The sequence below is a fragment of the Halobellus captivus genome (assembly GCF_007655485.1).
GTDB classification, from domain to species: domain Archaea; phylum Halobacteriota; class Halobacteria; order Halobacteriales; family Haloferacaceae; genus Haloquadratum; species Haloquadratum captivum.
Genome location: NZ_VJXQ01000004.1, coordinates 247,631 through 261,087 on the forward strand (window position 1 = coordinate 247,631; position 13,457 = coordinate 261,087).

Annotated in this window: 13 protein-coding genes; 8 read left to right on the top strand and 5 right to left on the bottom strand. The window is 59.5% G+C overall.

Annotation, left to right across the window (positions count from 1 at the left end; translation table 11 throughout):
* Positions 1–26: 26 nt before the first annotated feature.
* Both FJT57_RS12560 and FJT57_RS12565 read left to right on the top strand, forming a co-directional pair.
* Positions 27–1,145 (top strand): glycosyltransferase family 4 protein, encoded by a 1,119-nt coding sequence (locus FJT57_RS12560; RefSeq protein WP_144905733.1) that lies wholly within the window; start codon positions 27–29, stop codon positions 1,143–1,145.
* A 26-nt stretch (positions 1,146–1,171) separates the two neighbouring features.
* Positions 1,172–1,558 carry a DUF7475 family protein gene (locus FJT57_RS12565; protein WP_144905735.1) on the top strand — a complete coding sequence of 129 codons (387 nt, stop codon included), beginning with the start codon at positions 1,172–1,174 and terminating at the stop codon, positions 1,556–1,558.
* An 11-nt stretch (positions 1,559–1,569) separates the two neighbouring features.
* Here FJT57_RS12565 and FJT57_RS12570 read toward each other — a convergent pair whose 3' ends face one another.
* Together FJT57_RS12570 and FJT57_RS12575 are read right to left on the bottom strand one after the other, a co-directional pair.
* A complete protein-coding gene (locus FJT57_RS12570; RefSeq protein WP_345775905.1) occupies positions 1,570–1,854 on the bottom strand; it encodes a translation initiation factor eIF-1A in 285 nt (94 codons plus the stop codon).
* Between the two features lie 254 nt (positions 1,855–2,108).
* Positions 2,109–2,912, bottom strand: a complete 804-nt coding sequence (locus FJT57_RS12575; protein WP_144905739.1) for a DUF7847 domain-containing protein — start codon at positions 2,910–2,912, stop codon at positions 2,109–2,111.
* Between the two features lie 302 nt (positions 2,913–3,214).
* Here FJT57_RS12575 and FJT57_RS12580 point away from each other — a divergent pair, with 302 nt between their 5' ends.
* Together FJT57_RS12580 and FJT57_RS12585 are read left to right on the top strand one after the other, a co-directional pair.
* On the top strand, positions 3,215–3,649 hold the full coding sequence (locus tag FJT57_RS12580) for a type IV pilin (RefSeq protein ID WP_144905741.1): 435 nt from the start codon (positions 3,215–3,217) through the stop codon (positions 3,647–3,649).
* A gap of 101 nt (positions 3,650–3,750) precedes the next feature.
* A complete protein-coding gene (locus FJT57_RS12585) occupies positions 3,751–4,623 on the top strand; it encodes a hypothetical protein (RefSeq protein WP_144905743.1) in 873 nt (290 codons plus the stop codon).
* Positions 4,624–4,715: 92 nt separating this feature from the next.
* Here the strand turns inward: FJT57_RS12585 and FJT57_RS12590 are convergent, their stop codons facing one another.
* Positions 4,716–5,369 carry an AIM24 family protein gene (locus FJT57_RS12590; RefSeq protein WP_144905746.1) on the bottom strand — a complete coding sequence of 218 codons (654 nt, stop codon included), beginning with the start codon at positions 5,367–5,369 and terminating at the stop codon, positions 4,716–4,718.
* A gap of 441 nt (positions 5,370–5,810) precedes the next feature.
* Here FJT57_RS12590 and FJT57_RS12595 point away from each other — a divergent pair, with 441 nt between their 5' ends.
* From FJT57_RS12595 to FJT57_RS12605, 3 genes are all read left to right on the top strand, one after another.
* Positions 5,811–6,686 carry a ParA family protein gene (locus tag FJT57_RS12595; protein ID WP_144905748.1) on the top strand — a complete coding sequence of 292 codons (876 nt, stop codon included), beginning with the start codon at positions 5,811–5,813 and terminating at the stop codon, positions 6,684–6,686.
* Entirely contained in the window at positions 6,683–7,081 is a 399-nt protein-coding gene (locus FJT57_RS12600) for a hypothetical protein (RefSeq protein WP_144905750.1), read from the top strand. The genes FJT57_RS12595 and FJT57_RS12600 overlap by 4 nt, the downstream gene beginning before the upstream one ends.
* Positions 7,082–7,422: 341 nt before the next feature.
* Positions 7,423–8,403: a glutathione S-transferase family protein gene (locus FJT57_RS12605; protein WP_144905752.1), complete on the top strand. Its 981-nt coding sequence runs from the start codon at positions 7,423–7,425 to the stop codon at positions 8,401–8,403.
* A 944-nt stretch (positions 8,404–9,347) separates the two neighbouring features.
* Here the strand turns inward: FJT57_RS12605 and FJT57_RS12610 are convergent.
* Together FJT57_RS12610 and FJT57_RS12615 are read right to left on the bottom strand one after the other, a co-directional pair.
* A complete protein-coding gene (locus FJT57_RS12610; RefSeq protein ID WP_144905754.1) occupies positions 9,348–10,874 on the bottom strand; it encodes a class I adenylate-forming enzyme family protein in 1,527 nt (508 codons plus the stop codon).
* A gap of 113 nt (positions 10,875–10,987) precedes the next feature.
* Positions 10,988–11,746 (bottom strand): IclR family transcriptional regulator, encoded by a 759-nt coding sequence (locus FJT57_RS12615; protein ID WP_162524349.1) that lies wholly within the window; start codon positions 11,744–11,746, stop codon positions 10,988–10,990.
* Between the two features lie 115 nt (positions 11,747–11,861).
* Here FJT57_RS12615 and FJT57_RS12620 point away from each other — a divergent pair, with 115 nt between their 5' ends.
* Complete coding sequence (locus FJT57_RS12620; RefSeq protein WP_144905759.1) at positions 11,862–13,244, top strand: aminomethyltransferase family protein; 1,383 nt, start codon at positions 11,862–11,864, stop codon at positions 13,242–13,244.
* Positions 13,245–13,457: the final 213 nt, after the last annotated feature.

Below are 13,457 nucleotides of genomic sequence, written 5' to 3' on the forward strand. Positions count from 1 at the left end.
ATCACACGGCAGCGCGAACGTGCGGTATGGCACGGGTGGCGGTCGTCCACAACACGCTTGATTTCCACGGCGGCGCGGACGTCGTCTGTCTCGCGGTCTGTGAAGCGCTCCAGCGCGACCACGACGTCACCCTGTACACGCTGTCGGAGACCGCCCCCCTCGACCTCGCCGAGCGGTTCGAGATCGCGCTCGATTCGAGCCGACTCACCGTCCGAAATCCGCTCGGAGGCCGGGCAGTCGCCCGGGCGCTGTCGACCGTGACACCCGTCGTCGGACCCCAGCTACCGTTCAGGAGCGTTCTCATACGCCACTTTTTCGAGCGAGACGCCAGCGAGTACGATCTCGTCGTGAGCACCGCCAACGAGTTCGACTTCTCGATTCCCGCGGTCCAGTACATCCACTACCCGCAGTTCCGCCCCGATCGAGCCGCAGCGTCGGGTGACTCGGCGGGAGCGTTGAACCCGCTGTGGAGTCGACTGGCGGGGCCCGAACGGGGGGAGGTCGACGGCAGCACACTGCTGGCGAACTCGTCGTGGACGGCAGACGTATTCGAGCGGCTCTACGGCGTCGAACCCGCCGTTTTGCACCCGCCGGTCGAGCCAATTGAGCGGCGACTCGACTGGTCGGAGCGGGCGGACGGCGTCGTCGTCGGTCGAATCGCGCCCGATAAACGGGTGTTCGACGCGATCGAGATCGTCGACGGAGTGCGCCGTCAGGGCCGCGATCTGCACCTGCATATCGTCGGTGCCGCTCCGCGAGCGTACCGCCGGTACGTCGCTCGCGTCGAACGCGCGGCCGCCGACAGATCGTACGTCACCGTCGAGCGCGACGTCCCCAGAGCGCGGCTCGAAGAACTGCTCCGGACGCACAAGTACGGAATCAACTGCAAGCCGAAGGAACACTTCGGGCTGTCCGTCGCGGAGTACGTCGCCGCGGGAATGGTCGCCTTCGCACCCGACAGCGGCGGTCAACGAGAGGTCCTGGAAGAGCGCGAGGACCGGCTGTTCGGGTCGGTCAAGGAGGCAATCGAGTTGCTCGCGGCGGCGATAGAGCGCAACGGACCACCGAATCAGTCGCCGACGCGGTTCGGCCGAGCGCGGTTCCGAGCGGATATTCGTGCGTTCGTGGATGAGACCCTACATTAAAGGCTGATTACGTCCATTGTGAACATATGGCAACACAAACAGCCGGTGGTCTGTCTCTGCGGACGGAGTCGCTCACCGGGATTCACTGGGTCGGCATCGTGCTGGCGGCGATCAGCGGCGTCATTCACCTCGCGCTCGGCGTGAGCTTTATCGGCGACCCGCTCGGCTGGGCGTTCATCATCGCCGGGATCGGGTTCCTGGGCGGGATTATCGGAGTGATCGTCGACTATCGGCGACGGCTGCTGTATCTGGTGGGAATTCCGTTCACCGCCGGACAGATCGTGGGATGGTACGTCGTCAACGCGCCGGACTTCTCGGCGCTGGGGATCGGAGATAAAGTCGTTCAGGTGCTCTTGATCGCCGTGTTGATCGTCCTGTACCGCCGCGGTGACGCGACAACAGGGGCTACCTAATCCAGAAAGAACTACTCGATGTGGCCTTCTTCGCGCAGCTGCTCGGCGTCCTGCTCGGAGTAACGCCACTCGATGTTGGCCTTCTCGTCCTGCCAGTCCCACGGTTCGACGAGGACCACGTCGCCCTCGTTGATCCACGTGCGGTACTTCATCCGACCCGGGATCCGTCCCATCCGATTCTTTCCGTCTGCACAGCGTACGCGAACGTGGTTGCCGCCGTTGTGTTCGACGACGACCGCGAACAGCTCATCACCGTTGGGCATCCGTAGATTCCGTCGCCCTGATTCTTCAGTCACAACCGACATATGTCGGCAGCACGGATAAATGACCGGTTCCGCGAATCGATTCACGTGGGTGGGGTTATCACGCACTGAGCGGTGAATACGCCGCGGTCGTGGTGGTCGGTGAAGAGACGATCGCCAGGTGCAGGGACGCAAAGAGGAGGATATCGGTCTCTCGCTGTACACTATCGAAAGAACTGCTGGGATCGGTCGGTTCGAGTTCGAAACCGGGTTGTCAGACCCGGAATACGCCGAAAACCGACTTCGACTCAATAGACCGCGCGCGTGCCGTCGATCGCGCGGTAGAACGCGACCGAGTACGTCGCGTAGAACGCGCCCAGAACCGCGATAGCGACGATGTAGACGACGGCCGCACCGGCCAGAATCGGCATCGAGAGTTCCGGGAGCGGCAGGGCAGTCGGTTGCGGCGACAGCAGTATCGAGGCCACGCCGCCGACACCGCCGAAGACGACACTGCCGACGAGGAGGAGTGCTGAGTAGCCAAGCACGCTGAGGGGGTTCCGACGAACGAGTCCGAGGCTTCGTTTGAACCCGTCGACGACGTCAGTGTCGCTCAGGACGATCGCGTGCCCGTAGAACTGGATGAAAAAGGCGATCAGAAGGTACGCGAGGACGAACAGAAGTCCGATACCCACGAATACGATGAGCCCGAGGCGGTTGGATTGACCGCCGAGCGCGAACAGTCCAGCGCCGCCAAACAGGGCGACGAAGAACGAGACGAACCCGAGGGCGAGGTTGACCGCGAAGACGGCGAGATACGCGATGAGGAGGCTGACGTAATTCGCTTTGCCGTCGGCGAGCAGGGTATCGACGCTCGTCTCCCCGTCGAGCGCCTCGTCGGCCATACCGAGGAGGCCGCCCTGGAAGAACGGCACTACGATGATCATCACGCCAGTGATCGCCAGCGAGACGAGCGCCGCGAGCAGCGGTTGCGACGATTGCAGCGCCAGTTGCGGCAGTTGAACCACACCGAAGAGACCGACGATGGCGATAAGTATCGGATTCCGGATCAGTGCACCGACGGCTGGACGGAGGGACTTCAGGGCAGCCATACGCGGCGGTTCTCGATGGGGGATTGTAAACCTTCGTGGCTGGGCGGGACGGCGAATTCTGACGGAATGGGGTGCAGGCGAGACACTTCCCCCACGTTTCCACGGGCTACCGCGGAACCAGTCGGTCGAATCACTCCAGTCGCTCGATTTTCGCTGTCGCCTCAGTTGACGCGCTCTGTGAAGGAGTCGTGGACTACCGGACTGCAAACAGTTTCGTGGAACATAAAAATATCAACGTTGATATTTAGGTCAATAATGTTATATGTTCGTGCAATCAAGTGGTAATCAGAGGACGAACAACGATGAACATCAAACAACTATTCACGGAAGAGCGTGCTGTCAGCCCGGTTATCGGCGTCATTCTAATGGTAGCGATCACGGTCATTCTCGCGGCCGTTATCGGTGCGTTCGTGCTGAATCTCGGTCAGGGGATCGGCCAGTCGGCCCCGCAGGCGACGTTCGAGATCAACTCGACGAATCTCGATTCGAACCAGAATGCGACGATTACGCACTCAGCTGGTGATTCCATTGAGAAGACGAATCTGTACGTGAACGGAGATATCGTTCAAGATGGAGCACAAGTAGATAACCTTTTGAACACCATCAACGGCGATACGGTAAGCTCTGGCGAGAGTTTCGAGGTGGAGACCAACGCGGATAACGGAACGATCCGCGTCACCTGGCAAGCCGAGGACGGCAGCAGTTCCTCGACGCTCCGGACGTTCGAGTACCAATAACGTCCGCTCGATTCCCGGGATTAATTCCTCGTACAGTTTCTGTAGGGACAGTTTTTGCCTCCTACGAGCACTAATTCGGTAGCCCTCCGGCGGTGACGACGATGATCGATGAAATAGCACTCGCCAGAACCTACAATCCCCGCAGTTACGCCGATCCGGCGGACCAACTCGACGACTACCGGCGGGTCAAACGGTACGTGAACCGCCACCCGAACGCCGGTCGGACCGCCGTCGGAACCGCGTTGGATCTGCCGCCGAGTCGAGTCCGAGGCTGGATGGACGGCGGCAAACCCGATGCCGTCAACGGGGTCGAATGCGCGCGAAAACACGGATGGCTGGATATCGCGATGGCGGATCCCCACACCGCGGCGTTCGCGGAGTGTGTCATCGGCGTGTTCGCCTGCGGGAGTATCGATCGGCGGTGGACCGTCGCGTACGCTCCGGCCGCCGACCGAAGTCGATACCGGCTGTGGAACCGCCTGTCGGCGCTCGGCGTCGAACCCACCCGTCGGCACAGGAGCGCGCCGACCAGACCGACTGAACTGCTGCCGGGCGTCGACGGCTCGGTATTCGCCCGCTGTCTGGGCGCCGCGGGTGCACCGCGCGGGACGAAAAACGCAGCGACTACCCCGCCACTTCCCTCGTGGCTGCTCGAGACAGATCTCGAAAGCCGACGGCGGTGTGTCGAACTCTACCTGCTCGAACGCGGCACCATATACGAGGACAAAGAGACCGTTGTACTTCGGAGTCGGAACCGATCGGAAGCGTACCGCCAGTCGCTCGCGCACCTCTGTCGATCGGTCACAGACGAGGAAGTCTCCGTGGGTGCGAACGTGGTCCTTTCGGCCGCTGCCGCCCGAGAGCTACGACCCGACGCGGATGGATCCCCGTTGTTCGAGATCCTTCCGACCGAGACCGACAGTTCGCTCTCCTCCGGGGGCACCAAGCGCAGTCGCTCGGTTCGCGGGTACTAAGAGCGACATACTTCTGAGAGCAGCGTACCCGCGAAAGCGAATTCGGTTCGAGGAGAAAAACGCGTATCAGCGTGCCGCGAAGATCGCGTCTCCTACAGTTCCTCGTAGGGCTGGACGACGACGAATCCGTCAGTTCCCTCGAAGTTCATCTGATACCGTTCGCCGGACTCCTGGCCGATCATATCCGAGAGATTGCGGTTCACCTGCACGTTCGGGGAGGTGCCGCTCCACGCGACCGTCGCACTGGGATCGGTCGCGACCGGAGGTTCCAACACGAGCGGGTCACCGTGGGTCGTGATGGCGACGTAGCCGGGGCCCTCGAGGAACACGTTGGTGAACCCACCGGCGAACGAGCCAGCGAGGCTGTCGATTGTGCTGATTTCGTAGGAAACGTCGTTCTCGAAGGCCAGGACGTCCTCACCGTTGACGGTGATCGAGTCGTCCGCCGACAGTTCCAGTATCTGTACTTTCTTCTGGTGATCTGCGAGATACACGTGACCGCTCCCTTCGACCGTCATCACCGGCGTGCCTTCCCCAGTGGCCGCTTGTTTCAGAAAGCCAGTGATCCCGCCCTCCGCGGAGGCGCGTCCGGTGAACGTGAGGTCTCCGGAGTACGCGATCATCGATCCCGCCTTCGCCAGGACCGAACCCTCGACCGCGACGTCGAGCGTATAGCTGTTCTCGAGTTGGAACGATTCGTCGGAGACACGGGGAACGTGTTCGGATTTGAATTGCTCGATATTCATCGTTTCACGGAGCCAGGGCGACTCCAGCGGCAGAACGACCCCCGAAGCGAAGAAAGTATGGGTCGATATCGTCGGCTACCGCCGGAACCGTGCTTCTAGAATGGAACCCAGTACACGGATTCAGGACTGCCATTCCCGGCTGAATGTGTGGAAATTCATCGACGTCAGCATATAGACAGCCCACAGGGAGACAGTAAGAAAGTCCACTTATGCCACACAGTCATTCACCGAACTCATTAGTATTGTTCATTAGTTGTGTTCATTACATTCAATCAGGAACACCGTTAATGGATGGTATTCATTAATAGGCTTAAAGGAAAACAGTACAGAGTTGTTTCAATGAAGATCACGAATTTATGGTGTTCGATATGAAACATCATTCATCGAATTCCGGAATGCGTCTGGAGAACATTCAAGGTGAAGCCAATCGTTGGGCCGGTAATGCTCGCATACTCGACGTACAGTGAGGCAGGTGGGGTCGGAAAAACCACCACCGCGGCGAATCTCGCGGTGGCGCACGCACGGGCCGGACTCAAGCCCCTCGTCGTCCCGCTTGATCCGCAGGACGGGGACCTCTCACGGCTGTTCGGCGTGGACAACCGACGGACCGAATCCGTGGACAACATCGTCCGGCATATGATCCGTCGACCCAAGGGCGAGTTCGACGCGCTCGTGCGGACGGTCGAGGGCGTCGACATTATCCCGGAGCACAACATGCTCTCCGATCTCGCGGAGTACCTGCAGCGAGAGAAGGAGCAATCGGAAGCGATGGGCGAAGCCTTCGGCGTCCACGCACAACTCCTCCGCGTTCTCAGAGAAGCGGGAGTGCCGGACAACTACGATGTGCTCATCTGTGACCCTCCAGCAACGGAAGGGCCGCACCTCTACAACGCGATCAACGCGACGCGATCGCTCGTGATTCCCGTTGAACCGAGTGCAAAGGGACAGGCGGCCGTCGAAGGGTTAGAGGAACTCGTCTCTGGCTTCGAGGAACAACTCGACGTGAAAGTCGGTGTCCTCGCCGCGATTCCGATGGGATTCAAAAATACCCGCGATCAGCGAGAGATCCTCGACGGGATCAACTACCCGGTCCCAGAAATCATCGGCGAGCGGGCGTCGTTGATGGAGGGATGCTGGATGCAGCAGTGCTCGGCGTTCGCGTACGTTCGCGAGCATCGAGAGCGCCGACGTGACTACGAGCTGGAGACGCTCGCGCAGTTCGACCGACTCGCAAGGCATTTAGAAAAAGAGGTGGCACTGGAGGCGCCGAATCCACCGGCGCCGGGGGACGTCGACCACGAGGTGATGACCGCATGACTGGAATGAAACAGGGAGCCGGCGAGAACCCGTTCGCGGACGATACGCCGTCCGAGGACGACGGAGGCACCGACGAGATTCCGGAGGCCGGAAGCGAACGCGAGGAATCTACCGAACCCGATGGTAAGAACGAATCCACCGGGCGAGAACCGATGCAGATTCCGTACAAATTCAGACGCGACGGCGTGCAGGACGGCCGTAATCGGGTCCCGCTCTTTCTGCAACCCGAAACGAAGACCGCGGAACGGGAGACGCTTCGGGATCTGGAAGACACCTTCGGCGACAGCGTCTCGCTCACGGATCTCAGAGAGGCGCTCGTTCTGGTCGGCCTCGAACACACGAACGAGGTCGAAGAACAACTGGAGGAGTGGGGATACGGGATGACGTTCGAGTGACCGAGTCGTACGCGCCGAAATAAACTCTACACTGATATATGATCGTCTATCGGGCGCTGGAGTACACACTTCGCAAGCCACGGTCGCTAACTGCCCAGGATACACGATAATCATCGGCGTTCGGTGCGCCGGGAACGATAGTAGATATTGTAACTGAGAAATCAGCCGCTTGCGCGCCGTATCGTGCGAACGGGGTAGTATATGCGTACGAACAGTTTTGGGCTTATTAGGAATGTACAGGACTCCGCTTCATCTAATACCTAAAGGGGGGATACGCTCCGGTCTGCGTGGTGGGTTCGCCGGGCGGCAGGGTTGTAAGCGAGTGGCCCATGTATCGAGCCATGGGCAGGAATATGCTCGTCGACGGCGAATGGCGGACCGATATCGAACCGTATACCGACGAAACCGGCGCGTTCGACCGCGCCCAGACGTCGTTCCGTGACCGGATCCAGAACGATGAAGATAGTCGATTCCAACCGGAACCGGGTCGATATCACCTCTACATCGCCAGGAACTGTCCGTGGGCTCACGGTGCGGCACTTACTCGTCGCCTGGCGGGCCTGACTGAGATCGTCTCGATGGACGTCGTCGATCCGTGGCGCGAGAACGACGGCTGGGAGTTCACGCCCGCGAAGGAGGGCTGTACGAGAGATACGGTCAACGGATGTGACTACCTCCGGAACGTGTACGTCTTGGCTGACCCGGAATTCACCGGTCGCGTGACGGTACCAGTGCTGTGGGACAAGAGGAGAGAAACCATCGTCAACAACGAATCGATCGAGATAATGCGGATGTTCGCCACAGAATTCGACGAGTACGGCGACACCGTCGATCTATATCCCGACGGGTATCACGCCGAAATCGACAGCATCATCGAGTCGATCTACGACTCGATCAACAACGGAGTCTACCGGGCTGGCTTCGCCGATTCACAGGCCGCATACGATGAGGCGGTCACGGACGTCTTCGACGCCCTGGATCGCTGGGACGGGGTACTCGCCAACCAGCGATACCTTGCTGGCGATCGACTCACGCTCGCCGACGTACGGCTGTTTCCGACGCTGATCCGGTTTGACGAGTGTTATCACACCGCTTTCAAGTGTAATAAGCAGTATCTCCACCAGTACGACCACCTCTGGCCGTATCTACGCGATCTCTACCAGACGCCAGGTTTCGCGGAGACAGTACGGATGGAACACATCAAAGACGACGGCTACTACCAGGGGGAAATCACACCGATCGGGCCCGGACTCGATTTCGAGCAACCGCACGACCGTGACCGTTTCCCGACTGTCAACGGAACGACGGCCCAAAGGTCGTAGTTTTCGATTGGTGACCTACCTCGACACAGTGGGGGAGTAGCCGTGTGGGGGCATTGGTTAGAGTTCGCGGCCGGGAAGCGCCTCCTCGACCGTCCAGAATGAGATAGTTCGCACCGGCTTCGGTCGCGAAACCGATACTGTCGTCCACGAGGGCACCCTCAAAGCGGAACGGGAAACGGGTCCGATCCGACGCACGTTCCAAACATCCGAGTGTTGTAGTTTCGTTTTGGTATTTCCAACGATGTGACTTCAGCAGGAAAATGACATTCGAGTTTCCAGAAGGTAGTCCTAATGAGATCGTGGTTAGTCGAACAATGGAAAGATTCTCCGTGTTAATATGAAGTTACTTCGGTAAAGTAATATTAAAATGTAATATTAATTAGTATAAGAGATAATAGATGAATAAGCGGCGATTTGATCGTGAGACGATGAGTTTCAAAATGAATTGTCCGGTTCAGATTGAGTCGTCCCTCGATAGACGACAGAGCAGTCAACGATATATTTGTCCGACATTACCGAACGAATAGAACGTTGTAGAGAGTAAAACGACCGAGTTCCATCGACAACAAGCCACCTCTGAGATCGACGAGTACAACGAGACACCGATCTAAGCGTCCAAAATCGAGTGGTGATCCAGATAGCAGTAATCACGGGTGACATAAATAACATGCGTACGGTTGTTAGTACATTGTATTGCATTTCGACGGCACAAGTGACACCACCGTAAGCAACTCAATACATACACAGAACCCTCAGAGCCCATCAAAGTTCGCTACCAAAGAGGTTGAATCGGATTTTGTCCGGTAATACCGTACACAATGTGGAACGATAGACGGAGCGTTCACAGCGAAAGAGAAACGGGCAGACGGATCTCAAAAGGAAAGAGACGTGACGGGTCGTCGAACGAGAAAGAGCGAAATTGCCAAAAGCGGTCGAGAGGAACCCTATTCGTTGGATTTGAGCTTATACCGCTCGATCTTACCGCTCGGATTTCGGGGCAGTTCGTCGATGAACCGGTACTCGCGCGGTCGCTTGTAATCGGCCAGGTCGTCGCTGTCTTTGCACCACTGATCGAGTTCTTCCGCCGTGACATCGCCGCTCCGTTCGACGAACGCGACCACGATCGATCCCCACTCGTCGTCGGGATGACCGACGACACCGACGTCCGAAACGCCAGGATGCGTCAGCAGGACGTCCTCGACTTCCGTGGGGTGGATGTTCTCGCCGCCGCTGATGATCATATCGTCGACGCGACCGGTGATGACGATCCGGTTTTCCTCGGTCAGACGTGCGGCGTCACCCGTGTAAAGCCAGCCCTCGTGGATGGCCTCTGCAGTCGCTTCGGGCTTGTTCCAGTACCCGTCGAACGACACCGAGGAGTCGGTGTTGACGATGAGTTCGCCCTGTTTTCCGGGGTCGACTCGGTCGTTCGGATCATCGCTTCCGATCTCGACCACGCGGGTCTCGATTCCCACGTTCGCAGGGCCGGTCACCGTCGGATCGCCGATATCGTGGAGATCGAGATATGCGAGGGTACCGTACACCTCAGTGGTCCCGTAGAGGTTCGCGATGTGGTCGGGCTCGAACGTCTCGATCGCCCGGTCGAAGATCGACTGGCTCATCGGCGCACCGGAGTAACCGATCGCCCGGACCGATGAGAGATCCGTCTCATCGATCGCATCGCTGTCGAGCATATTCGCGAAGATCGTCGGCGCCTCGTGAAGGGCGGTCACCTGATGCTCCTCGATGGCGCGGACGGCGATCTCGGGGTCGAACTGCGACATACAGAGGTACGTCCCGCTCATCGAGAGCAGTCCGCAGAGGATACCGTGCAGACCGACAGTGTGATACAGCGGCATAACGCCGATCAACGTCTCCTCGAGGTAGTACCGTTGCCCGAGCGAGTTGATGATCCACCGGTCAACCGTCGCCTCGTGGTCCAGCGGAATGCCTTTCGGATCACCCGTCGTCCCCGAGCTGTACAGCATCACGCTCGGATCGTCGTGGGCGACAGACACGTCGGGCCGCTCGGGAGCCGAGTCACTGAAAGACTCGAACGACTCCGCGAAGTCAGGGGTTTCATCGCCAACGTAGACCATATCCAGATCGAATCCGTCTGCGATGCCCGCGACGGATTCCCGCGAAATCGAATCGAAAAAGAACAGTTCCGGATCGGAGTCCTGGAGGTGATACCGAACCCCACCGGCGGCGAGGCGGAAGTTGAACGGGACGGCGACGACACCGGCGAGCTGCGTTCCGAGGAACGTGATCACGTGCTCGGGACGGTTAGCCATACAGATCGCGACGCGATCGCCGGGGTCGATACCTCGGTCGTGAAGCTCGTTCGCGACGGCGTACGCCCGCGTCTGTACCTCGGCGTAGGTCAGCTCCTCGTCGCCGTTGAGATGGACGATTGCGGGCCGCTCGGGAGTGCGCGCGACCGATTGTTCGAACAGTTGTGGGAACAGCATACAGCGTCATATATTCGTACAGATCGTAATAATTTTTCCTGTTTATGCGACTGAAATCTGTGCTACGATACGATCCCGACGCAGTGTTATCAGAAGTTGACGCCGCCTCTGACTCAGTAGAACCGGTAGTTGACGCTTATCTCCTCGGCGGCCGCGCGCACGTTCTGAATGAGGTTCTCCCGATACTCATCTTGCTGCAGTCGGCCGGTCGGACACGCCACGGAAACGCTGCCGAGCAGTTCGCCGTCTTCGATCACCGGACACGCCACGAAACCGATTCCGACCACCTGCTCTTCGTGGTCGATAGCGTACCCCTGTTCTCGGATCTGCTGCAGTTCATCGCGGAGGGCCGCCGGGTCTGTGATGGTGTGTTCTGTGACCGCTTCAAGTTCGTCGACCGAGAGAATCTCCTCGATTCGCGGTTCTGGAAGATTCCCAAGAAGGACTTTCCCGGCGGCGTGGGTGTGAATCGGCGTTCGAAATCCGGGGTAGGTGCCGGTCTGAACGGACGTGATGTCACCCTCCTCGTGGAGCATCACCCACTCACCCGACTCCTCCTGGCCGAGTTGAGCCAGTTCGCCGGACTGCTCGGAGAGCTTTCCCAAGACGATGTCAGAGGAGTGGAAGAACCGGTTCCGGTACTTGAGGCGGCTTCCCCGCTGGAGAAATCGATAACCGATCCGATATTTACCCGCCTCTCTGACGACGAAGCCGGTCGCTTCCAACGAGACGAGGTAGTCGTGTGCTGTACTCCGGTTGACGTCCATCAGGGCCGCGATCTTCGCTGGACCGGCCTCCCGCTCGCGTTCCAGCAGGTCGAGCACCTCGAACGCCCGCGAAACCGTCTGGAGTGGAACCGTATCGGAGCTCACATCCGTAGTTAGCCCCCCTCGAATATGAAACGAGTGGTCGTCTCGGACGAGGAGATTCACACCGGTTAGGAAATAATTAAATAATATTGGAAGAAATGTATTCTCAGGCACCACTATGACAGAGAGCCTCGAAGACGTTCTGCAGCAGTACGACAACCCGTTGGATCTCGTCCGCCGCATCGGCTCCCACGCCGACTCCGGCCACCTCCGACTGTTCGCCGACCTCCCGTCGGAACACACCAACTGGCGCGAGGAGCAGGCCGCGTGGGCCGACAGCGTCGCGATCGCCGACCTCTCGCACCATATGACCGACCTGCACGTCGAGGGTCCCGACGCGCTCGATCTGTTCGCAGATCTGGGTATCAACGACTTCTCCAGCTTCGAGCCCGGACAGGCCAAGCAGTTCGCCGCGACGAGCCCCGACGGCTACCTCATCGGCGACGGGATTCTCTTTCACCTGAGCGAAAACGAGTTCAACCTCGTCGGCTACGGCCCGATCAACTGGGTCCAGTACCACGCCGAAACCGGAGACTACGACGTGGCGACCGAACGAGACGAACACGGCGGCGTCCGCGAGGGGCCGCCGAAGACGTTCCGCTTCCAGGTGCAGGGCCCCGACGCGCTCGACCTCATCAAGGAAGTCGTCGACGAACCGCTCCCCGACGTCCCCTTCTTCAACTTCCGCCCCGTCTCGATCGCGGGTCACGAGATCAACGCGCTCCGACACGGAATGTTGAACGAACCCGGCTTCGAGTTCTTCGGCTCCTGGGACGTCCAAGCAGACGTCCGAGAGGCGATCGTCGAGACCGGCCAGAAGTACGACATCCGCCAGATCGGCGCGATGGCGTACCCGACCAACGTCATCACGGCGGCGTGGATGTCGATCCCGCTGCCCGCGATCTACCACGACGACGAGACCCTTCGAGAGTACCGCGAGTGGCTCGACGCCAACAGCTTCGAGGGCGCGCTCGCTATCGGCGGCAGCCTCGACTCCGACGAGATCACCGACCACTACCTGACACCCGTCGAAGCCGGACACGAACGGTTCATCGACTTCGATCACGACTTCATCGGCAAGGAAGCGCTTCAAGAGGAAGTCGAGAACAAAGAGCGCACCCGCGTCACCCTCGTCTGGGACGAAGACGCCACGAAGGAACTGGTCGGCTCGTCCTTCGACAAGGAGACCAACTACCGCTACACGGAGCTTCCGGTCGCGGACTGGGCGCTGACGCAGAACGACAAAGTCCTGAAAGACGGCGAACTCGTCGGCGTCGCGAACAACACCCGCTATCTCTACTTCGAGAAGCGGATGTTCTCGCTGTGCAGCATCGACGTCGATCTCGCGGAACCGGGCACGGAGGTATCGGTGCTCTGGGGCGAGCCCGATTCGGGCAACCCGCGCGTCGAAGCCCACGAACAGACCGAAATCAAAGCGACCGTCGCGCCTGCGCCGTACTTCGAGGACAAGCGCAAGACGGCGAACTACTCGGTCCAGTAATCGAACCGGGGACGACTCCCCGTCGAATCCGCTGACGCGAAGGGGACTCCCTCCGAATCCACTGACATAGGGTGACCCACACCGAATCCGAAGACATAGGACAGCCCTCGCCGAGTCTACCGACACGAGACGGCACCATTGAGACCTCGAGGGGAAGTTCCTGCGTGAAAGACCGCAGAGAACGGTATTGCGACGGTTTACATCCGAACACAC